Consider the following 21,633-nt stretch of genomic DNA (forward strand, 5'->3'; position numbering starts at 1 on the left):
CCCTCGCTATCCAGCACGGCCGGATTGGTCATCAGGTGCCCGACATTGCGCACCAGCATCAGTGAACGGCGCTTCAGCGAAAACCGCGAGCCGTCCGGCGCGAAATAGTCCGTGTCAGGGTTCAGCTTTCGGGTGAAGCTCTTGCCCACCTTCTCGACTTCTTCTGCCAGATCGCCTTTCATCAGGCCAAGCCAATTGCGATAGACCACGACCTTGTCTTCCGCGTCGACGGCGGCGACGGAATCCTCGCAATCCATGATCGTGGTGATGGCCGACTCGAGGCGGACATCCGAGATCTTCGCCGGATCGTCCTTGCCGGTCAGCGTGGTTGCGTCGATCACGATCTCGATATGCAGGCCGTTCCTTCTCAGCAGCAAATGGGTCGGCTGCGACGGCTGGCCAAGATAGCCGGCAAATTGAGTAGGGTCGGCAAGCTCGACGGTCTTGCCATCCTGGGCTGCAACCTTCAGCTTGGCATCGGTGACGACGAAGGAGGTGACTTCGCTCCAGCTTGCCCCCGACAGCGGCACGGACCGATCGAGGAATTCGCGCGCCCAGGCAATCACCTTCGCGCCGCGAACCGGATTATAGCCCTTGCCCTTTTCGGCTCCGTCGGCTTCGGGAATGGCATCCGTTCCGTAGAGCGCGTCATGGAGCGAACCCCAGCGCGCATTGGCGGCATTCAGCGCGTACCGGGCGTTCATCACCGGCACGACGAGCTGCGGCCCGGCGATCCCGGCAATCTCGGGATCGACCTTGTCGGTCGAGACGCTGAAATCCGGCCCTTCGGGCAAGAGATAACCGATCTCGCGGAGGAAAGCCTCATAGGCCGCTAGATCCGTTGGCGCGCCGTTCTTGCGGTACCAGTCGTCCAGCTTCTGCTGAAAAGCGTCACGGGTGGCAAGCAAGGCGCGGTTCTTGGATGCGAGATCATGAACGATCTTCGAAAATTCGGAGAAAAACCGCCCGGCATCGACGCCGGTGCCCGGGAGTGCTTCCTTCACCAGGAAATCGTGAAGCTCCTCGTCGATCGCGAGACCGTTCTTTTCAATGCGACCCATGCATACCTCCCGATGTGCGCTGCAAAAAGTGTCTCACATTGCGCGGGCAAGGACGGGTGTCAATGCGACGAAGGCCTGAAACGGTTCGGTTCCGCCTCAACCTGCGGCGATCCGCGGCCTTCCCGTGGCCGTGGCCGTAATCCTGGCCTCTATGAGTTTTCTCGACCCTTCGATTTCCGGCGCGTCCACATCTTCCGAAAGCGTGACGACCGCCTCGTCGGCTCCCCCGGCTTTGGCCTGTGCCAGCGCCGCGGATACCGCTCGTTCCCGTGCAGCCGCCAGTGCTGAGGCCTCTCCAACGATCGCCAGTCGTTCGCCACCGCCGGACAGGATAAATCGACCTTCATCCGGAGAGGTCACGACGACACTGACGACCGCGCGGATTTGCCCCACGACCGCCCCGACCGCATTGGCGACATCGGCGTCCGACGGAATGACGGCTTCTGCGCCCAGCATATCCGCCACCGCAGGATAATAGACAGGAGCCGAAGCCCCGAGCCCGATCAGCGGCCGATCGAGCGACAGCAGCAAGCGGGCGATGCCGGGGCTTTTCTTGAGTGCCCGGTCGACAGCCAATGAAACGGATGGATCGATCCCTTCCGCCCCATCTTCCGCCAGACAGGTCGCAAGGACAGCCTCCGACGATTGGCGGGTCAGCCGGTAGACGATCTTCTCGGCGAATTCCTCCGGCGATCCCGCGATCTGTCGGCCGGAGCCATCCTTGCGCCGGATCGCAAGTTCCAGCCCCATTCGTGCCGCGTCGCCATTCCATTGGTTCTGCCGTCCAAGCACATGCAGGGCGTCCGAAGGCGTCAGGCCTGCCAGATGCACCAGGCCGCGCGCAACCAACCGGTCCAGTACCGCCTTCTGGGAGTTCATCGTCAAGAGATCGTTGAGTGCGATCGGCCCCTCTCCTATTCGGGCATAGAGGGCCTGCTCCGGCGTCGGCAGGCCCTGAGCCACCATATCCGGCACTCCTGTGCGCACCGCAAACCGGCCGTCATGCCGACCGACATGGGTGGCACGCAATTGCCTCTCGAGAGAGGAGATAACCGCTTCGCCGTGCGTTGCAGCCAGCAAACTGAGCGGCAACAGACGCCGAGGACCCAGCGTGAATCGGGCATCGAGGCCGCGATCATCGATATGCACCTCCGAATCGCCGCCTAGCCCATAGGTGCGCAGTGCCACGGCCTCCACCATGGTCCGATGGCCGCCCACGACCGCGCCTTCCTCGGCGAGCTTCGGCCGCCCTCCGTCAAGCACCGCGACATCGGTCGTGGTGCCGCCTATATCCGAGACGACGGCCTCGTCCAATCCAGTGAGAAACCGTGCACCCACCAGGCTGGCCGCCGGACCGGACAAGATCGTTTCGATAGGATGAAGCCGAGCCTCGGAAGCAGAAATCAGCGCGCCGTCGCCGCGCACGACCATCATCGGCGCCGATATGCCGCGGCTCGCCAGAAAATCCTCGCAGGAGCCGATCAGGCGATCGACAATCGAGACAAGGCGCGCGTTCAGCAACGTCGTCAGCGCCCTTCGCGGGCCTCCGAGTTTCGAGGTGAGTTCATGGCTGCATGTAACCGGCAGATGCAAAAGATTTCGAATGCGGTCTCTCACCCGGATTTCGTGAGCCGGATTCCGGACGGCGAAATAGCCAGCCACGGCAAAGGAGGAGACGGTGGTACCGAGCCCGGACATCGCCTTGTCAAGCTCGCTCATCTCGAGCGGCGTTTCGTTTCCATGGACATCGTGGCCGCCGGGTAAAAAGATCACGGGATCATTGCCAAGGGCTTCGGACAGCCCGCCGCGGGTGACATCCTCCGGTCCGAAGCCGATCATCACCAATGCCGCGCGGCCGCCCTGCCCTTCGACGAGTGCATTGGTGGCGAGCGTGGTCGAAAGAGAGACGAGCCCGATTTCCGAGGCGGAATACCCGCTCCTTGCAAGGACTGCATCGACGGCACCGGCGATGCCATCAGCAAGATCGTGCCGTGTCGTCAGCGACTTGGCCTTGGCGATGACACCCTCGCCTTCCCGGAAGAGTACGGCATCCGTATAGGTGCCGCCCGTGTCGATGCCTAAAAGAATGGGAGAGGTCACGCGAAATTCCTGAAGATCGTTCTCCGATCAATATCGCATGCTTGGCAAAGATCAATTCACCAAGGAAGACGTTGAGCGTCGCAGACTGACTCGCATCGGCATGCCATTACGGGGCTGTGTCGTCAGCTTCTGCACCGGCCAGACCTTGGTCTTCGGCGTCACGTCGAACCGATAGCGGTGCATCAACACCGAGAGTGCGATCACCGCCTCCTGCAGCGCAAAGGTCGCCCCGATGCAGGTTCTTGGCCCGACGCCGAAGGGCAGATACTGGAAACGGTTGATGCTGCCGCGGTTTTCGGGAAGGAAACGCTCGGGCATGAAGGCGCGCGGCTTATCCCAGAGAAGCTCGTGGCGATGCAGGGTCCATGGCATGACGAGAACCGTAACCCCGGCATCGATATCGATCGCTTCCCCTTCCGGGCTCGTCCAGGAATCGCGTGCGATTGCAGCACGGTTCAGCGAAGGTGCCGGCGGATAAAGCCTCAACGCCTCTTCGAAGGCAGCCCGCACCCACGGCATCAGATCCAGCCACTCGACAGGCTCTGCTCCCGTCACAAGAACCCGGTCGATTTCCTCTTCCATACGCTCGCGGATATAGGGCGATTGCCCCACGCAATAGAGTGTCCAGGCAAGCGCCCGGGCCGTCGTTTCGTGGCCAGCGCCGATAAACGTCAGGATATTGTCCTCAATCTCGTCCCGAGTCAGGCCTTCGGGACCTTCCAGCTGCAGAAGAAGCGTCAGGAAGTCCTGCGGCACCGTGTCCGGGTCCTTGCGCATCCGCTCGCGACGAAGCGCCATGGTCTCCGCCACGATGGCTCGGAATTTTTCCAGCACCCTTCTTCCGCCGATACGGGTCAGCCGGGGCACCCAGGGCGGTGCACGCATCATGTCCATGGGGTCGATACGCCCCATTCGATGCAGGAGCTGGTCGACGTCCTCCGATACCGAGTCCTTGCCCCCGGCAATTTCGCCGGAGAACAGCGTCTCGGACAGGATGGCATAGGTGAGATCGGTCATTTCGACGGAGATGTCGAAGACTTTCCCACCAGCGCCAACGTCCTGATATTTCCTGGCGAATTCCAGCACTTCGGCCAGCATCTGGCCCGCGAAGCCTTTGGAATGCCTGGGGGTGAAGACAGGCGCCATGGCTCTGCGCGAGCGCCTCCAGACCTCTCCCTCGGCGGTCAGCAATCCGTCCTTCAGGATCGGGCGCAAGACCAGCTGGCGGATTTCCGACATCTCGTAGTTTGCGGAGTTGTCGACCATGATGTGGCGGATAAGACCCGGATGATTGACGATCAGGGTCCTCTCCTTGAAGAACTTCGTCTCAATCCAAGGCAGGGTATAGGAAGCCCGGCCCCAAAGCTCCAAGGGATTGCGCAGAGCGATCCAGATCACCTCGGCGGGATTGAGCAGCCGATTACGCGGTACGGGCGCCGGCGGTACGAAGGGTTCGGGGCGCATGTCCATCGACGGCCCTCCTCAAAGGTCTCCTGAGGAAGAATATCAGCCCTCAGAGAAGAGATTTCAACTCGGCCAGCTTGTCGTTGACGAGCCAGCCGTAATAATTCTCCTCGGGCAGACCGCCGCGGTTCTTCAGCGCTGCGGCGCGTTCGGCCGATCCGCCGGTGTTGTAAAGGGTCGCGGTGACGCCGGGGTTGCGGGAGATGTCGATGCCCGCAATAGTCTTATAATCGTCGATGGCGCGGCGGATGCTGGCGGCCATATAGGCAAGCGATTTGTCCGGATCCATGATTGCATCATAGACGCTCGCAGCTTTGTTTTCATCCAGCTTCGGATAGCCGGATGTCCTTGCAACCATGTCCGACAACATCAAGGCCGTCAGCGGATTGACCTGGCCGAGGCCGAAGGTCTGGCCGGCATAAAAGGGCTGGAAGAAGACGGCGCTGAAACGGTTGTCTGGATAGGACACGCCCGTCACAGTGCGGCCCCGGAAACTCCGCTCCCAGACAGTCTCGCGGCAGGTCCACAGGCGGTAGGAATCGGAAACGTCGTCACATTTTTCGAATTCCGGCCGGGCGAGAAATTCCTGGATCGACTCGTCGCCGTAGCCGAACCGGAAACTGTTGCCGGCATAAGCCGCTGCCTTGACATAATAGGTCTGGAGCCGGTCATAGGCGTCGACATTGTAGGTGTGTTCGCCGACGATCGCGCCGATCATGTGGATCGCGTCGATGCCATAGTCGGCAGCGGTCGCCTTGATTTTGGCGACCAGCTTCCTGTCGGAGGCGAGCAGATCGCGGATCTTTTCGTATTTTTCATCGAAGCTGGTCTTGCCGGCACGGGTCCGGCGCACCGACGCACCCGGCACCTTCGGTTGCTCGGCATGGCGATTTCCCTCCGGCACCACCGTCAGACCGGTGGCGAAAACGGAGGAAGCCGCCGGTAGAGCGACGGCAAGAACCAATGCCAGAAGAATGCGTCTCAAGATTTCGTGTCCCAGGATTTCGTCTATGCCGGCTTCCGGCACGGGATGCTTAAAGCCATTCCATCGGCTCGCTTCAAGGGGGAACCGCATTTCCAGAAAACACGTCCCCCTTACGTGAATCGTCACCGACCTGTCGAGACGCGACCATTCAAAATCCCGTCAGTCTGCATAAAAGCAGCCGGACGTTGCCCGGCTGCCACGTTGCGACACTATAGAATGTAACGGGACAGATCGGTATCGGCGGCAAGATCACCGACATGCTTGCGGACATATTCCGCATCGATCATCACCGACGTACCTCCCTGGTCCGGAGCGTTGAACGAGATTTCGTCAAGAACCCGCTCCATTACTGTCTGGAGACGGCGGGCGCCAATGTTTTCCACCGAGGAGTTGAGATGTACGGCGACATCCGCCAATGCGTCTATCGCATCCTCGGTGAAATCGAGCGCCAGTTCTTCCGTGCCCATAAGCGCCTTGTACTGCCGGATCAGGCTTGCTTCCGTTTCGGTCAAGATCCGGCGGAAATCCTCCTTCGTCAGAGGCCTCAGTTCCACGCGGATCGGCAGGCGGCCCTGCAGTTCCGGCAGCAGGTCCGAAGGCTTCGCCACATGAAAGGCGCCGGAAGCGATGAAGAGAACATGATCCGTCTTCACCGGCCCGTATTTGGTCGAAACGGTCGTCCCTTCGACCAGGGGAAGCAGGTCACGCTGGACGCCTTCCCGGGAAACCCCGGCACCGAGGCCACCGTCACGGGCGGCAATCTTGTCGATCTCGTCCAGGAACACGATCCCATCATTCTCGACCGACCGGACAGCTTCCCGCTGGATGACCTCGTTGTCGATCAGCTTGTCGGATTCATCCCGGATCAGTTCGCCATAGGACTTCGCCACCGTCGTACGCACCTTCTTGGTACGACCGCCCATCGCCTTGCCGAACATTTCGGACAGGTTGAGCACGCCGATATTGGCGCCCGGCATGCCTGGAATTTCGAAGCCGGGCATACCTGAGCCCGTATCGGAGATTTCGATCTCGATCTCCTTGTCGTCCATCTCTCCGTTGCGCAGTCTCTTGCGGAAACTGTCGCGCGTCGCTGGAGACGCGGTCGCACCCACAAGCGCATCGAGCACTCTTTCTTCCGCGCTCATATGGGCCTTGGCCTGCACTTCCGCGCGCTTCTTCTCCCGCACCAGGCCGATCCCGACTTCCACGAGATCGCGAATGATCTGCTCGACGTCGCGACCTACATAGCCGACCTCGGTGAACTTGGTCGCTTCGACCTTGATGAACGGCGCTCCGGCAAGTTTGGCCAGACGGCGGGATATTTCCGTCTTGCCGACGCCGGTCGGGCCGATCATCAGGATGTTCTTCGGCATCACCTCGTCGCGCAGGCTCTCGTCGAGCTGCTGGCGGCGCCAGCGATTGCGGAGCGCAATCGCGACGGCGCGTTTGGCGTCATGCTGACCGATGATGTAGCGGTCGAGTTCAGAGACGATTTCTCTGGGTGAAAAAGTAGTCATTTCAAATCCGTTTCTTCCGGTGCATCCAGCGCCATGAAATGCGCCGGACCATAGATGGATGTCCTGGTGTCGATGTAGCGGAAACCTGCCTTTTCATAGGCGCGGATCGCGCGGATATTTTCCGGGTCGGGGTCGATGACGATCCGTTTAGCGCCGGCTGCGAAAAGTTCATCCACAAGCTGGCGAACGATCGCACTGCCATGCCCTTTTCCAATGAGATCCGGCGTCCCGATCGAGATATCTATGCCAAGTGTGCCTTTCGGCTGATCCTGGTAGGGATGCCCCTCTTCCAGATGCGGATCGTAGTACTGGAGGTAAGCGATCGGCTGGCCGTCCAACTCTGCGATCATAGGCCTCGTTTCGATACTCGACATCGAGTGCCTGATGCTTGTCAGCTCCTCACCGACCTCGCCCCACCATTCCGCCACATGCGGTTCGGCGAGCCACTTCGCCAGCAGAGGAAAATCTTCGCTGACGACATCGCGGAAATGATAGCGGCGGGCGCCGTCAGCTGTCGGCATCCAACGCTTCCACAACCAGGTTGTGATTGGTGTAGACGCAGATGTCGGCGGCAATATCGAGCGCCTGCCGGGCAATCTCTTCCGCCGACTTGTCCGTATCCATCAGGGCGCGCGCGGCGGCGTAAGCAAAATTCCCGCCGGAGCCGATCGCCGTCACGCCATGTTCGGGTTCCAGCACGTCGCCATTGCCGGTCACGGCAAGCGTGGTGGATTTGTCGGCGACCAGCATCATCGCTTCGAGATTGCGCAGATACTTGTCCGTGCGCCAATCCTTGGCAAGTTCGACGGCCGCGCGCATGAGCTGACCCGGATATTGCTCGAGCTTCTTTTCCAGCCGGTCGAGCAGGGTAAAGGCATCCGCCGTGGCGCCGGCAAAACCGGCAATCACTTCGCCCTTGCCGATACGGCGCACCTTGCGGGCATTGCCCTTCATCACGGTCTGGCCGAGGCTCACCTGGCCGTCACCAGCCATGATCACCTTGCCGCCTTTCCGTACAGTGATAATTGTTGTCATTCAGCACCCGTTGAGCCCCTGGTGGGGGCATTGGTTGGAGGCACGAAAAGCCTCGTTGGACCCTATGTAAGTTGGGCGCCGCGGAATGCAATCTTGCGGACGGGGATGTCCGGCTTTTGCTGGATATTTGGCTTTCTGCCTGATAAGGAGCCTCATCTAGTGCATGGAGCAGACCCCGATGGGCGAAACCACGATCCGGCGTGCAGGAACCATTTCCCGCAAGACCAACGAGACTTCCGTTTCCGTTTCCGTCAATCTCGACGGCACCGGGGCGGCAAAGGTTTCCACGGGCGTCGGTTTTTTCGATCATATGCTCGACCAGTTGTCACGACATTCGCTTATCGACATGAATATCGACGTGAAGGGCGACCTGCATATCGATGATCATCATACGGTAGAAGATACCGGAATCGCGCTCGGGCAGGCACTTTCGAAGGCGCTCGGCGACAGGCGGGGCATTCAGCGGTATGCTTCGATCGACCTTGCTATGGACGAAACCATGACCAAGGCCGCCATCGACATTTCCGGCCGGCCTTTCCTTGTCTGGAACGTCGCTTTCAGCGCGCCGAAGATCGGCGCATTCGATACGGAACTCGTGCGGGAATTCTTCCAGGCTTTTGCCCAGAACGCCGGCATCACGCTGCATGTGACGAACCACTACGGCGCGAACAACCACCATATCGCCGAGACCTGCTTCAAAGCCGTGGCGCGGGTGCTCCGCGCGGCAACCGAAATCGATCCGCGGCAGGCCAATCGCGTCCCCTCCACAAAGGGAATGCTGGTCTAGCCGCTCCGGGAGAAACTCCTTGAGAAGCTATCTCGTTCTGACACCGCCTGGAGGCCCGGATAGGGACCACCGCTCGACGCTCGTACTGCCGGACGGGTTTTCCTGGATGGCGCTATTCTTTCCATGGATCTGGCTCATCTGGCACAGGCTCTGGCTCGCCGGGATCGTGGTACTCTTCGGCCAGATCGGCGGCGGCCTTCTGACGAGCTTGCCCGGTTTCGAGCTTGGAGGCTTCCTGTGCGCCTTCGCGATCAACTTGCTCGTCGCGCTGGAAGGTCGACATTATCGCTCCGAAGCGCTGATCAGACGCGGCTGGACGGTGGAAACGGTGATTACCGCGCCCGATCTGGCGACAGCGGAAGAGATCTATTTTTCCCATCTGCCGCAACCCGACGAACAACAACTGCCGGCCCCGAGCGCATGGACGAAGCAGGCAAAGCCGTCCACGTACGGCTGGCAAGGGCCAGGTATCGGCCTTTTCGACTACCAAGGAGGACGCTGATGCGCGTCGCAATCATAGACTACGGGTCGGGCAATCTGCGTTCTGCGACCAAGGCCTTCGAGCGGGCCGCCCGCGAGGCGGGCATCGAGGCCGTGATCGACCTCACCGACAAGGCGGATGCCGTCGCGACAGCCGACCGGATCGTACTACCGGGCGTTGGCGCCTATGCCGATTGCCGGGCGGGGCTTGATGCGGTTCCGGGCATGCGGGACGCCATCATAGACGTCGTCGAACATAAAGGGCGCCCCTTTCTCGGCATCTGCGTCGGCATGCAGCTTATGTCTTCGCGTGGGCTAGAGAAGACGATCACCGAAGGGTTCGGCTGGATCGAGGGAGACGTTGTCGAGATGACCCCCAACGACCCTCACCTGAAAATCCCGCAGATCGGCTGGAACACGCTCGACCTGCATCACCCCCACCCGCTCTTCGAAGGCATTCCGACAGGTCCCGCCGGGCTGCACGCCTATTTCGTGCATTCGTACCATCTGGCGGCAAAACACCGGCACGACGTGATCGCCACCACCGAGTACGGCGGCGCCATGACGGCTTTTGTCGGACGCGACAATGTCGTGGGCTCTCAGTTCCACCCGGAAAAGAGCCAGACACTGGGCCTCGCCCTGATCTCCAATTTTCTGCGCTGGAAGCCTTGAGCTCGCGTACTGCCAGGACTGAACACCCCATGATCCTATTTCCCGCAATAGACTTGAAAGACGGCCAGTGCGTCCGCCTGAAGCTCGGCGACATGGCGCAGGCCACCGTCTACAATCCCGACCCCGCAGCGCAGGCCAAGGCCTTCGAGGACCAAGGCTTCGAATGGCTGCACGTGGTTGACCTGAATGGTGCCTTCGCCGGCGAAAGCGTCAACGGCGCCGCCGTCGATGCAATCTTGAAAGCCACGAAGAACCCCGTTCAACTCGGCGGCGGCATCCGGACGCTCGATCATATTGAAGCCTGGCTTTCGCGCGGACTTGCCCGCGTCATCCTCGGAACCGTTGCCGTGCGCGACCCGGGGCTGGTGATCGAAGCCTGCAAGAAGTTTCCCGGCAAGGTCGCCGTCGGCATCGATGCCAAGGGCGGCAAGGTCGCCGTCGAAGGCTGGGCCGAGGCTTCGGAACTTGGCGTCATCGAGCTTGCCCGGAAGTTCGAGGGAGCCGGCGTTTCAGCCATCATCTACACGGATATCGATCGCGACGGCATTCTGACCGGTATCAACTGGCCTTCGACGCTTGAGCTTGCGAATGCTGTTTCCATCCCAGTGATCGCGTCCGGCGGGCTTGCTTCTCTTGACGATATCGCCCGCATGCTGGAACCGGATGCGGCGCGGCTCGAAGGTGCAATTTCCGGCCGCGCGCTTTACGACGGCCGTATCGATCCCGCGCAGGCATTGGCGTTGATCCGCGCCCAGAAAGGACGTGCCGCATGACCTTGAAGGCCCGCGTTATTCCTTGCCTGGATGTTAAGGACGGCCGCGTCGTGAAAGGCGTGAACTTCGTCGATCTCATCGATGCCGGAGATCCGGTGGAGGCCGCAAAAGCCTATGATGCTGCCGGCGCCGACGAATTGTGCTTCCTCGACATCACCGCCTCTTCGGACAATCGCGAAACCATCTTTGACGTGGTTGCCCGCACGGCAGAGCATTGTTTCATGCCGCTCACCGTCGGCGGCGGGGTGCGGGCCACTTCCGACATCCGCAAGCTGCTGCTGGCCGGAGCGGACAAGGTCTCGATCAATTCGGCCGCCGTCAACAATCCGGATTTCGTGGCAGAGGCGGCCGACAAGTTCGGCAACCAGTGCATCGTCGTCTCGATCGATGCCAAGAAGGTATCGGCTGCTGATGAAACCGCCCGATGGGAGATCTTCACCCATGGCGGGCGCAATCCGACAGGCATCGATGCGGTCGAATTTGCGATCAAGATGGTGGAGCGGGGCGCGGGCGAACTGCTTGTGACCTCCATGGACCGCGACGGCACGAAAAGCGGCTACGACCTACAACTGACGCGCACGATTGCCGATAGCGTCCGAGCGCCCGTCGTCGCATCCGGCGGTGTCGGCAATCTCGACGATCTGGTCGCAGGCATCAAGGAAGGCCACGCCACCGCCGTGCTCGCCGCATCGATTTTCCATTTCGGTACCTATACGGTGGGTCAAGCGAAGCATTATATGGCCGAGCATGGCGTTGCGATGCGGCTCGACTGACCGGGAGAGACAGTGTGAGTGAATTTTCTCTTGGTGACCTCGAACGGATCGTGGCGCAGCGCGCCAAGGCCTCGCCCGATGAATCCTGGACGGCGAAGCTCGTGGCCGCCGGGCAGATGAAGGCCGCCAAGAAGCTTGGCGAAGAGGCCGTCGAGACGGTCATTGCGGCAGTCTCACAGGACCGGAAGGATCTGGTCGGCGAAAGCGCGGACCTCCTCTATCACCTTATGGTCGTATTGAATATTGCCGGCATCCCGCTACAGGATATCCTGGAAGAGCTTCAACGGCGGACCGGTCAATCCGGGATCCAGGAAAAGGCGGGCCGGCCGACATCATGAATATAGCACCTCAATCCGCCGAAACGTCCGATCCGGACGCGATTGTCGAATATTACTCGCCCTATCATCGATTCACGGCTGACGAATGGGCGAGGTTCCGCGCCGATACGCCCCTGACGCTGACGGCGGACGAGGTAGGGCGGCTTAGATCCCTCGACGACCCGATCGATCTCGACGAGGTGCGGCGGATCTATCTCTCGCTCTCGCGCCTGCTGTCTTCGCATGTCGAAGCTTCTCAGCTTCTATTCCAGCAGAGAAACCGCTTCCTGAGCCTCTCGGACGTCACCAAGACGCCTTTCATCATTGGAATCGCCGGGTCGGTGGCCGTCGGCAAATCGACGACAGCGCGTATCCTGCAGGAATTGCTCGCCAGATGGCCGTCGAGCCCGAAGGTGGATCTGATCACCACAGACGGTTTTCTCCATCCCAATGCCGTGCTGCAGCGCGAGAACCTGATGGAGCGCAAGGGTTTTCCGGAAAGCTACGACGTGGGCGCCATCCTGCGCTTTCTTTCGGCGATCAAGGCAGGCGAGCCCAACGTCAAGGCGCCGCGCTATTCGCACCTCACCTATGACGTGCTGCCCAACGAATTCACTCTCGTCGACCGGCCGGACATATTGATCTTCGAAGGCATCAATGTCCTGCAGTCGCGGGCGTTGCCCGCCGATGGAAAGATCGTGCCGATCGTTTCGGATTTCTTCGATTTTTCGATCTATATCGACGCGGACGAGGAGCAGATTCATACCTGGTACGTCCAGCGCTTCATGAAACTGCGCCAGACCGCCTTCCGCGATCCGACTTCCTTCTTCAAGAAATACGCTGCCATTGACGCGGACGCAGCACGCGCCGTCGCCGAGGGGCTTTGGGAAAACATCAATCTCAAGAACCTGCGGCAGAACATCCTGCCGACGCGTCCTCGCGCCGACCTCATCCTGCGTAAGGGGCGCAATCACCTCGTGGAAACGGTGTCGCTCCGCAAATTGTAGGCGATGGATCGGCGGCTATCGATAATTTTAGATGTTGACTCGGCGAAGGGTCAGATTGATCCGGCCGCCGTTCTTCAGAAGCGTAGACGTGCCGGGATAGATGCGATCGACGCCGTGGAAGACCAGCCGCCCTTCCCCGCCGAGCACTACGATATCCCCGCTCGCCAGCCGGAAGGAACGCGTCGGGTCCTTGCGGCTCAAGCCACCGACCCGGAACAGACAGCTGTTGCCAAGTGAGACCGAAAGAACCGGCGCTGCCAGATCGATCTCGTCCCTGTCCTGGTGCAGCCCCATCTTGGCCTCGTCCGAATAGAAATTGACGAGACAGGCTTCCGGCGCTTTCGGGTAGTCCGAGAGCGACGTCCACAGATCGATCAGTTCCTGCGGAATGGCGGGCCATGGCTTCCCCGTTAGCGGATGAAACGGTTGATACCGATAGCCCCCATCCTTGTCGGTCACCCAGCCGAGCGACCCGCAATTCGTCATGCGCACCGACATGGGTTTTCCCGTGCCGGGCATTTCCGGCACATAGAGCGGCGCTTCCGTTACAATGGCGCGAATCCTCTCGACCAGGCGTTCCTGCGCCGGCCGATCCAGATATTCCGGCAGATGACGTATGCCGTTCGATAGCGTTGCCAAGTCAATCTCCGGTGGGGCGGCCCCGCATTTTCTTCACCTCCGAGCGGCCGGACTTCTCCTTCAGCCGGCGCTCGACCGAACCTTTGGTCGGCTTGGTGGCTTTTCTTGGCGGCGGCGGCGGTTTGGCGGCCTCCAGGATCAGTTCCTTCAACCGCTCGCGCGCCTCTTCGCGGTTGCGCTCCTGGCTCCGGAAACGGCTCGCTTCTATCATCAGCACACCGTCCTTCGACACCCGTTTTCCGGCAAGCTTGAGGGCATTTGCCTTGATTCGCTCAGGCAGCGAGGGGGAATTGGCGATATCGAAGAACAGCTGAACGGCTGTGGAGACCTTATTGACGTTCTGCCCGCCCGGACCGCCGGCAAGCACGAACTGCTCGGTCAATTCCCATCCGGCGATGGTAATGCGGCTGTTGATAACGAGGGGATTGCTGGCCATGATCGACGGGTCTTTGCGTTTGGCCGCATCTTTCCCACAAAGCCGGCAAAAAGAAAACCGCCAGCTGAGCAGCCGGCGGTTCCACGTGAATCATTGCTTGAGCTTATTCGGCGGCGACGAGAAATCCAGGCGCCGCGTCGCGCACCTCGCTGTCGACGTGATCCTCGAACTTCTCGAAGTTCGAAATGAACATCGAAACCAGCTTCTGCGCCTGAACGTCGTAAGCCAAGCCGTCGGCCCAGGTCGAGCGCGGGTCGAGAATAGAGTTGTCGACACCCTCGACGGCAACGGGCACCGCAAAACCGAAATTCGGATCCGTGCGGAACTCGGCGCTGTTGAGACTGCCGTTGAGAGCGGCGGTCAACAGAGCGCGGGTTGCCTTGATCGGCATACGGCGACCGACGCCGTAAGCGCCGCCGGTCCAACCGGTATTGACCAGCCAGCAATTGACGCCGTGACGGGCGATCAGCTCCTTGAGCAGATTGCCGTACTCGGCCGGATGGCGCGGCATGAAGGGAGCGCCGAAGCAGGTCGAGAAGGTGGCCTCCGGCTCTGTCACGCCTTTTTCCGTACCGGCGACCTTGGCGGTATAACCGGAAAGGAAGTGATACATGGCCTGTTCCGGCGTCAGCTTGGCGATCGGCGGCATGACGCCGAAGGCATCGGCCGTCAACATGATGATCGTCTTCGGATGCGGTGCAAGGCCGGTTTCCGATGCGTTCGGGATGAAATGCAGGGGATAGGCGCTGCGGGTGTTTTCGGTCAGCGAGCTGTCGTTGAAGTCCGGAACGCGGTTCTCGTCAAGCACGACATTCTCGAGCACGGTGCCGAACCTGCGGGTCGCGGCATAGATTTCCGGTTCCGCCTCGGCAGATAGCCTGATTGCCTTGGCATAGCAGCCGCCTTCGAAATTGAAGACGCCGGTCTCGCCCCAACCATGCTCGTCGTCGCCGATAAGGGTTCGGCTGGGATCAGCCGAAAGCGTCGTCTTGCCGGTCCCCGAAAGGCCGAAGAAAACGGCGGTATCGTCCGCCGAGCCGACATTTGCCGAGCAGTGCATCGGCATGACGCCCTTGGCCGGCAACAAATAATTCAGGACCGTGAAAACTGACTTCTTGTTCTCGCCCGCATAGGACGTGCCGCCGATCAGAACCAGGCCATTGGTCAAGTCGCAAGCAATGACCGTCTCCGAGCGGCAACCGTGGCGGGCCGGGTCAGCGCGGAAGCTCGGGAGGTTGATGATGGTCAGCTTCTGCACGAAGTTTTCGAGAGAGGCGCGGTTCGGCCGGATCAAAAGATTGCGGATGAACAGCGCGTGCCAGGCCAGTTCCGTGATCATACGGGTCGGAAGCGCATTTTCCGGATCGGCGCCGCCGATCAGATCCTGCACATAGAGAGCCTTGCCAGCGGCATGGGCGAGCATGTCCTTCCGCAGGACCTCGAAGTGTTCCGGCGACATGGGCTTGTTATTGTCCCACCAGATCTGGTCTTCGGTATTGCCGTCGCGGACGATGAATTTGTCCTTGGGGGACCGGCCGGTGTGCTGTCCCGTGATGGCCCTCAGCGCGCCGTCGGCCGTCAGATCGGCTTCACCGCGGCGAATGGCTTCTTCATAAAGCTCGACTTCGGACAAATTGTAATTGACACGCGATACATCGCCGAAACCGATCGCCGCCAACCCGTTGGACGGGTTGTGAAGTCCAAACTCCTCCATGCGCGCATTCCTTCCGCTTATAGTTGAACGTGGCGCGAAATTAATGGGGGATTTCGGAAAGGGCAAGGGCAATTCCTAAAATTGCCTAGCAATATCAATTAATTAATCGATTTAAAAAAATTTATTCCTCTTTAAATCGGTTTAAGGATGGTTTTAATCCCGCGTTAGCGGCACGTCGAATTTCTGATACAATTCTAGGATCGTAAGCCGCCCCTTTATCTTTGCCACAATTTGTTCCACCTTTATACTCAAGAAGCGCATCGGCTGAAGCCCCCGGGCTGGGGCGATTCCGGGAGATGCGCATAAATGGTGACGGAGACGGAGAGCATGCAGACAATCGCGCTCGTGGACGACGACCGCAATATCCTGACTTCGGTGTCGATTGCACTGGAGGCGGAAGGATACAAGGTTGAAACCTATACGGACGGCGCCTCTGCGCTCGACGGGCTGATCGCCCGCCCGCCGCAGCTGGCAATCTTCGATATCAAGATGCCGCGCATGGACGGAATGGAACTGTTGCGGCGACTTCGTCAGAAGTCGGACCTGCCCGTCATCTTCCTGACGTCCAAGGACGAGGAGATCGACGAGCTGTTCGGACTGAAGATGGGCGCCGATGATTTCATCACCAAACCGTTCTCACAGCGTCTTCTGGTGGAACGGGTGAAGGCGATCTTGCGCCGCGCGGGCAGCCGCGAAGCGCAGGCTGTCGGAAGCGGAAAGGTGGCATCGGATCAGCAGGCCGCGCGCACGCTGGAGCGGGGCCAGCTCCTTATGGACCAGGAGCGTCACACATGCACCTGGAAGGGCGAGCCGGTGACACTGACGGTGACCGAGTTTCTGATCCTGCATTCCTTGGCGCAGCGGCCAGGAGTCGTGAAGAGCCGCGACGCGCTGATGGATGCGGCTTATGACGAGCAGGTCTATGTGGACGATCGCACGATCGACAGCCACATCAAACGGCTGCGCAAGAAATTCAAGATGGTCGACAACGACTTTGATATGATCGAAACGCTCTACGGCGTAGGTTACCGGTTCCGCGAGGCGGCTTGAAACAGGCTTCCTTGCGGCATGATAACTTGAGGCCACGGCCGGACCAGAGATAATTGGTCCGGTGGAAGGACTGCAGTGGCAGATCAGACATTCGACAATGAAATGGCCAGAACGGAGAAGGTCGAGGCGCGCCGCGCGCCGCGGCGTTTCTGGTCGCGGCCTTTCACGCTCATCCGCCGGGTGTTCGGCCACGCCGTCTTTTCCAGCCTCACTCGCCGCATCCTGTTTTTCAACATCGCCGCGACGGTTGTTCTCGTCGCGGGCATCCTTTACCTCAACCAGTTCCGCGAGGGACTGATCGACGCCCGGGTGGAAAGCCTTCTGACCCAAGGCGAGATCATTGCGGGGGCGATCTCGGCCTCCGCGTCCGTCGACACCAACTCGATCACCATCGATCCGCAAAAGCTTCTCGAACTTCAGGCCGGCCAAAGCATTACGCCGGTGCCGAACGACGAGGATCTGGATTTTCCGATCGATCCGGAACGGGTGGCCCCGGTCCTGCGGCGTCTCATTTCGCCGACCCGCACGCGCGCCCGCATCTTCGACGCCGACGCCAATCTGCTGCTCGACTCCCGCCATCTCTATTCGCGCGGCCAAGTCCTGCGATTTGACCTGCCACCGGTCGAAAACGAGACGCAGACCTGGAGCGAATGGTTCGGCAGCCTTTTCAACCGCCTTCTGCAGCCGGGCAATTTGCCGGTCTACAAGGAAGCTCCGGGCGGTGACGGCTCGATTTATCCGGAAGTGATGAATGCGCTGACGGGCGTGCGCGGAGCGCTGGTGCGCGTCACCGACCGCGGCGAGTTGATCGTATCCGTCGCGGTCCCTGTCCAGCGTTTCCGGGCTGTCCTTGGCGTACTTCTGCTCTCGACCCAGGCCGGCGATATCGACAAGATCGTACATGCCGAGCGGCTGGCGATCATGCGGGTCTTCGGCGTCGCGACACTGGTCAACATCCTGCTGTCGCTGCTCCTGTCATCGACTATCGCCAATCCGCTGCGGCGGCTCGCGGCAGCGGCTATCCGGGTGCGGCGGGGGGCCAAGCAACGCGAGGAGATCCCGGATTTTGCCTACCGGCAGGACGAGATCGGCAACCTTTCGATCGCCCTGCGCGAAATGACCAACGCGCTTTATGATCGGATCGATGCGATCGAGAGTTTTGCAGCGGACGTCAGCCACGAACTCAAGAACCCGCTCACTTCGCTGCGAAGCGCGGTGGAAACCCTGCCTCTTGCCAAGTCGGAGGAGTCGAAGCAGCGGCTGACGGAGATTATCTTCCACGACGTGCGCCGCCTCGATCGCCTCATCAGCGACATTTCCGACGCCTCGCGGCTTGATGCGGAGCTTGCCCGTTCCGATGCCTCATCGGTCAACATGGAAAACCTGCTCGGCAATCTGGTCGATATCTCGCGCCAGATACGAACCGGACGCAAGCCGGTAGAGATCGACCTGGCGGTCGACCGCAAGGGTGGCAACAAATCGGCCTATCTCGTCAACGGCCACGATCTCCGCCTCGGGCAGATTGTTACCAATCTCATCGAAAATGCCCGCTCCTTCGTACCGGAGAAAGGGGGGCGCATTTCGATCCGCCTGTCGCGTATCAAGGACAGCGTCACCATCACCGTCGATGACAATGGCCCTGGTATTCAGGCGGAAGATATCGACCGGATTTTCGAGCGCTTTTACACCGACCGGCCGGAAGGCGAGAGCTTCGGCCAGAATTCCGGCCTTGGTCTGTCGATCAGCCGTCAGATCGCGGAAGCCCATGGCGGTACGCTGAAGGCTGAGAACCTGCACGACCCGAAAACCGGCGCCACGTCGGGTGCGCGATTCGTCCTCTCGCTGCCGGCCGGCGAAACGCAATGAACGGAGGCACGCTCAACATCCACGCCACGGCCGTGGTTCTGGGCACGCGCGGAATTTTGTTCACTGGGCCTTCCGGCAGCGGCAAATCCATGCTCGCCTTCGCCTGCATCGCCGCAGCCCGAAGACAGGGTGCCTTTGCGGCTTTGGTCGCCGACGACCAGGTTTTCGTCTCTCGCCACGGTGAGCAGCTCGTCGCAAGCCGTCCCGACCCGATCGCGGAGCTTATCGAATTACGCGGCAGCGGCATTGCAAAGGTTGAGAGCATTGCGGCCGCCGTACTCGATCTCGCCGTGGCAGTCATCCCCCATCCGGAAAGCGAGCGGCTCCCACCCGAAAACGAACGTTTCTCCATTGCCGGCATCGGAGAGCTTCCGCTCATCAGGATATGGCAAGGAACGCCTGATCCGCTTGCGGTTCTCGCAGCGTTTGCCTCCGATCTCCACGGTGAAATCCCCTTTTGATTGTCCGGCCGCCTGATTTTTTAACTTGAACTTCGATTCTACATGGAGAAGATGGCTTCCCACCGCTGGACGGCTTTATTGCGATGCGATAATGCCGCGAGTTTCCATAGCAGGGGGCAGTTTTCATGATCGGACTTGTGCTTGTCACTCATGGCAAGCTGGCTGAGGAATTTCGTCATGCAGTCGAGCATGTCGTCGGACCTCAGAAATTCATCGAAACCGTATCGATCGGCCCCGAAGACGACATGGACCAACGCCGGCAGGACATTGTCGATGCCGTGAGCAAGGCAAATGACAGCCATGGCGTCATCATCCTTACCGACATGTTCGGCGGCACCCCTTCCAACCTCTCCATTTCCGTCATGGAAAGCGGCAAGACGGAAGTTATCGCCGGCATGAATCTGCCCATGCTCATCAAACTTGCCGGGGTGCGCAGCGACAACAACATGGACAAGGCCCTCGCCGAAGCGTCGGAGGCCGGCCGAAAATATATCAATGTCGCAAGCCGTGTCCTCAGCGGCAAATGAGAACCAACGCCCGGATGTCGTCCTCCCTCTCCCGCGAATTCCTGATCGTCAACAAGCGCGGCCTGCACGCCCGCGCATCCGCTAAATTTGTGCAGATGGTCGAAAGCTTCGATGCGCAGATCACCGTCTCTAAGGACGGCACGACGGTCGGCGGAACATCGATCATGGGGCTGATGATGCTCGCCGCAAGCACCGGCTGCACCATCGAGGTTGCCGCTGCCGGCAAGCAGGCCCTTGAGGCGCTGGAAGCGCTCGGACAGCTCGTAGCGAACAAATTCGGCGAAGAAGCCTAACCTTTCTCGTCATTTCGTCCTGATATAAAGATATAAAGACTTCTTTATATCCTGGTTGCCTCGTGACCGTAAGCCTGCTAAACCGCTGGCAGCCTTCGCCTGCCTGGGCGATCTGTCGCGCGTCCTGCACGCGAGGCAAGCGTTATCGAACACCTGGAGAGCTTCATGAGCACTGAAAAGGATTACGTCGTCGCGGATATCAATCTTGCCGCCTACGGCCGCAAGGAACTCGACATTGCCGAAACTGAAATGCCAGGCTTGATGTCCTGCCGCGCCGAATTCGGCGAATCGAAGCCGTTGAAGGGCGCTCGCATCACCGGTTCGCTGCACATGACCATCCAGACGGCGGTGTTGATCGAAACCTTGAAGGAACTCGGCGCTGAAATCCGCTGGGCATCCTGCAATATCTTTTCGACGCAGGATCACGCTGCAGCCGCGATCGCGGCAGCCGGCATCCCCGTCTTCGCCGTCAAGGGCGAGTCGCTGACCGAATACTGGGAATATACCGACAAGATCTTCCAGTGGGCCGATGGCGGCTTCTCGAACATGATCCTCGACGACGGCGGCGACGCCACCATGTATATCCTGCTTGGCGCCCGCGCCGAAGCCGGAGAGGACGTGTTGTCGAACCCGGGTTCGGAAGAAGAGGAAATCCTCTTCGCACAGATCAAGAAGCGCCTGAAGGCTTCGCCGGGCTGGTTCACCAAGCAGCGCGACGCCATCAAGGGCGTCACGGAAGAGACGACGACCGGCGTTCACCGCCTTTACGAACTCTCCAAGAAGGGCCTGCTGCCCTTCCCGGCGATCAACGTCAACGATTCCGTCACCAAGTCGAAGTTCGACAACAAATACGGCTGCAAGGAGTCGCTGGTCGACGGCATTCGTCGCGGTACCGACGTGATGATGGCCGGCAAGGTTGCCGTCGTTTGTGGCTACGGTGACGTGGGCAAGGGTTCGGCCGCTTCGCTCGCCGGAGCCGGCGCCCGCGTCAAGGTCACGGAAGTCGATCCGATCTGCGCGCTGCAGGCAGCGATGGACGGCTTTGAAGTCGTGGTGCTCGAGGATGTGGTTTCGACGGCAGACATCTTCATCACCACCACCGGCAACAAGGACGTCATCCGCATCGAGCACATGCGCGCGATGAAGGACATGGCGATCGTCGGCAATATCGGTCACTTCGACAACGAGATCCAGGTCGCAGCACTCCGTAACCTAAAGTGGACCAACGTCAAGCCGCAAGTCGACCTGATCGAGTTCCCGAAGGGCAACCGCATCATCCTGCTGTCGGAAGGCCGCCTCCTGAATCTCGGCAACGCGACGGGTCACCCGTCCTTCGTGATGTCCGCGTCCTTCACCAACCAGACTTTGGCGCAGATCGAGCTCTTCACCAACCAGGGTCAGTACCAGAACCAGGTCTATATCCTGCCGAAGCACCTCGACGAGAAGGTCGCGCGCCTGCACCTCGATAAGCTCGGCGTGAAGCTGACCGAACTTTCCGAGGAACAGGCTGCCTATATCGGCGTGTCGACTCAAGGGCCGTTCAAAGCGGAACACTACCGCTATTAATCGGTAGCCGGTTAATCCACAACATGTAGCGGCCGCAGCCTTGACAATAGGCTGCGGCCTCTTTTTTGGCCGAATCCCTTCCCGGCGATTCCCTTAACAAGTATCCTTTT

At 60.2% G+C, this 21,633-nt stretch carries 22 protein-coding genes and 1 pseudogene; 13 read left to right on the plus strand and 10 right to left on the minus strand.

The features are described from left to right. The 7 genes and pseudogenes from EDE05_RS15095 to hslV all read right to left on the minus strand — a co-directional run. Positions 1-1,061: pseudogene (locus tag EDE05_RS15095) on the minus strand (malate synthase G); the annotation flags it as partial. Between the two features lie 96 nt (positions 1,062-1,157). Next, positions 1,158-3,161, minus strand: coding sequence for a hydantoinase/oxoprolinase family protein (locus EDE05_RS15100; RefSeq protein WP_132411006.1), 2,004 nt, complete (start codon positions 3,159-3,161; stop codon positions 1,158-1,160). Positions 3,162-3,212: 51 nt separating this feature from the next. Beyond that, the gene (locus EDE05_RS15105; protein ID WP_132411008.1) at positions 3,213-4,631 is read right to left on the minus strand and encodes a cytochrome P450; all 1,419 of its coding nucleotides are present in this window, start codon (positions 4,629-4,631) and stop codon (positions 3,213-3,215) included. Between the two features lie 43 nt (positions 4,632-4,674). After that, a complete protein-coding gene (locus EDE05_RS15110) occupies positions 4,675-5,589 on the minus strand; it encodes a DUF1402 family protein (RefSeq protein WP_245505143.1) in 915 nt (304 codons plus the stop codon). A gap of 230 nt (positions 5,590-5,819) precedes the next feature. Next, the gene (gene hslU, locus EDE05_RS15115; RefSeq protein ID WP_105372247.1) at positions 5,820-7,127 is read right to left on the minus strand and encodes an ATP-dependent protease ATPase subunit HslU; all 1,308 of its coding nucleotides are present in this window, start codon (positions 7,125-7,127) and stop codon (positions 5,820-5,822) included. Then, complete coding sequence (locus EDE05_RS15120; RefSeq protein ID WP_132411012.1) at positions 7,124-7,648, minus strand: GNAT family N-acetyltransferase; 525 nt, start codon at positions 7,646-7,648, stop codon at positions 7,124-7,126. Before EDE05_RS15120 ends, hslU begins: the two co-directional genes overlap by 4 nt. Continuing rightward, entirely contained in the window at positions 7,635-8,162 is a 528-nt protein-coding gene (hslV, locus tag EDE05_RS15125) for an ATP-dependent protease subunit HslV (RefSeq protein ID WP_112738415.1), read from the minus strand. Before hslV ends, EDE05_RS15120 begins: the two co-directional genes overlap by 14 nt. A gap of 178 nt (positions 8,163-8,340) precedes the next feature. Between hslV and hisB the strand changes: the two genes are divergently transcribed. Genes hisB through coaA form a run of 7 tightly spaced genes read left to right on the plus strand, consistent with a single transcriptional unit; the run spans position 8,341 to position 12,971 of the window. Beyond that, complete coding sequence (hisB, locus tag EDE05_RS15130) at positions 8,341-8,949, plus strand: imidazoleglycerol-phosphate dehydratase HisB (RefSeq protein ID WP_132411203.1); 609 nt, start codon at positions 8,341-8,343, stop codon at positions 8,947-8,949. 19 nt (positions 8,950-8,968) lie between these two features. Further along, entirely contained in the window at positions 8,969-9,451 is a 483-nt protein-coding gene (locus tag EDE05_RS15135; protein WP_132411014.1) for a DUF2628 domain-containing protein, read from the plus strand. Further along, positions 9,451-10,101, plus strand: coding sequence for an imidazole glycerol phosphate synthase subunit HisH (hisH, locus tag EDE05_RS15140; RefSeq protein ID WP_132411016.1), 651 nt, complete (start codon positions 9,451-9,453; stop codon positions 10,099-10,101). The genes EDE05_RS15135 and hisH overlap by 1 nt, the downstream gene beginning before the upstream one ends. A gap of 29 nt (positions 10,102-10,130) precedes the next feature. Beyond that, positions 10,131-10,874: a 1-(5-phosphoribosyl)-5-[(5-phosphoribosylamino)methylideneamino]imidazole-4-carboxamide isomerase gene (gene hisA / locus EDE05_RS15145; RefSeq protein ID WP_132411018.1), complete on the plus strand. Its 744-nt coding sequence runs from the start codon at positions 10,131-10,133 to the stop codon at positions 10,872-10,874. Beyond that, entirely contained in the window at positions 10,871-11,647 is a 777-nt protein-coding gene (gene hisF, locus EDE05_RS15150; protein ID WP_105372240.1) for an imidazole glycerol phosphate synthase subunit HisF, read from the plus strand. Before hisA ends, hisF begins: the two co-directional genes overlap by 4 nt. A 14-nt stretch (positions 11,648-11,661) precedes the next feature. Then, a complete protein-coding gene (locus tag EDE05_RS15155; protein ID WP_105372239.1) occupies positions 11,662-11,985 on the plus strand; it encodes a phosphoribosyl-ATP diphosphatase in 324 nt (107 codons plus the stop codon). After that, the gene (gene coaA / locus EDE05_RS15160) at positions 11,982-12,971 is read left to right on the plus strand and encodes a type I pantothenate kinase (protein ID WP_105372238.1); all 990 of its coding nucleotides are present in this window, start codon (positions 11,982-11,984) and stop codon (positions 12,969-12,971) included. The genes EDE05_RS15155 and coaA overlap by 4 nt, the downstream gene beginning before the upstream one ends. 27 nt (positions 12,972-12,998) lie before the next feature. On the opposite strand, the gene EDE05_RS15165 is transcribed toward coaA, so the two are convergent. From EDE05_RS15165 to EDE05_RS15175, 3 genes are all read right to left on the minus strand, one after another. After that, positions 12,999-13,610, minus strand: coding sequence for an alpha-ketoglutarate-dependent dioxygenase AlkB (locus tag EDE05_RS15165; protein ID WP_132411020.1), 612 nt, complete (start codon positions 13,608-13,610; stop codon positions 12,999-13,001). A gap of 1 nt (position 13,611) precedes the next feature. Next, a complete protein-coding gene (gene arfB, locus EDE05_RS15170) occupies positions 13,612-14,046 on the minus strand; it encodes an alternative ribosome rescue aminoacyl-tRNA hydrolase ArfB (protein WP_132411022.1) in 435 nt (144 codons plus the stop codon). A gap of 103 nt (positions 14,047-14,149) precedes the next feature. Next, complete coding sequence (locus EDE05_RS15175; protein WP_132411024.1) at positions 14,150-15,760, minus strand: phosphoenolpyruvate carboxykinase; 1,611 nt, start codon at positions 15,758-15,760, stop codon at positions 14,150-14,152. A 327-nt stretch (positions 15,761-16,087) separates the two neighbouring features. Between EDE05_RS15175 and EDE05_RS15180 the strand changes: the two genes are divergently transcribed. The 6 genes from EDE05_RS15180 to ahcY all read left to right on the plus strand — a co-directional run bounded on the left by EDE05_RS15180 (position 16,088) and on the right by ahcY (position 21,523). Further along, positions 16,088-16,810, plus strand: coding sequence for a response regulator transcription factor (locus tag EDE05_RS15180; RefSeq protein ID WP_105372275.1), 723 nt, complete (start codon positions 16,088-16,090; stop codon positions 16,808-16,810). Between the two features lie 102 nt (positions 16,811-16,912). Further along, the gene (locus tag EDE05_RS15185) at positions 16,913-18,676 is read left to right on the plus strand and encodes a sensor histidine kinase (protein ID WP_245505144.1); all 1,764 of its coding nucleotides are present in this window, start codon (positions 16,913-16,915) and stop codon (positions 18,674-18,676) included. Then, positions 18,673-19,137, plus strand: a complete 465-nt coding sequence (locus EDE05_RS15190; protein WP_112796089.1) for an HPr kinase/phosphatase C-terminal domain-containing protein — start codon at positions 18,673-18,675, stop codon at positions 19,135-19,137. Before EDE05_RS15185 ends, EDE05_RS15190 begins: the two co-directional genes overlap by 4 nt. A 125-nt stretch (positions 19,138-19,262) precedes the next feature. Continuing rightward, the gene (locus EDE05_RS15195; RefSeq protein WP_105372232.1) at positions 19,263-19,664 is read left to right on the plus strand and encodes a PTS sugar transporter subunit IIA; all 402 of its coding nucleotides are present in this window, start codon (positions 19,263-19,265) and stop codon (positions 19,662-19,664) included. Positions 19,665-19,678: 14 nt separating this feature from the next. After that, complete coding sequence (locus tag EDE05_RS15200) at positions 19,679-19,957, plus strand: HPr family phosphocarrier protein (protein ID WP_105372231.1); 279 nt, start codon at positions 19,679-19,681, stop codon at positions 19,955-19,957. A gap of 165 nt (positions 19,958-20,122) precedes the next feature. Then, positions 20,123-21,523: an adenosylhomocysteinase gene (gene ahcY / locus EDE05_RS15205; protein ID WP_105372230.1), complete on the plus strand. Its 1,401-nt coding sequence runs from the start codon at positions 20,123-20,125 to the stop codon at positions 21,521-21,523. Positions 21,524-21,633 lie beyond the last annotated feature (110 nt).

Origin of the sequence: Neorhizobium sp. R1-B (assembly GCF_004368875.1) — a bacterium.
GTDB lineage: Bacteria > Pseudomonadota > Alphaproteobacteria > Rhizobiales > Rhizobiaceae > Neorhizobium > Neorhizobium huautlense.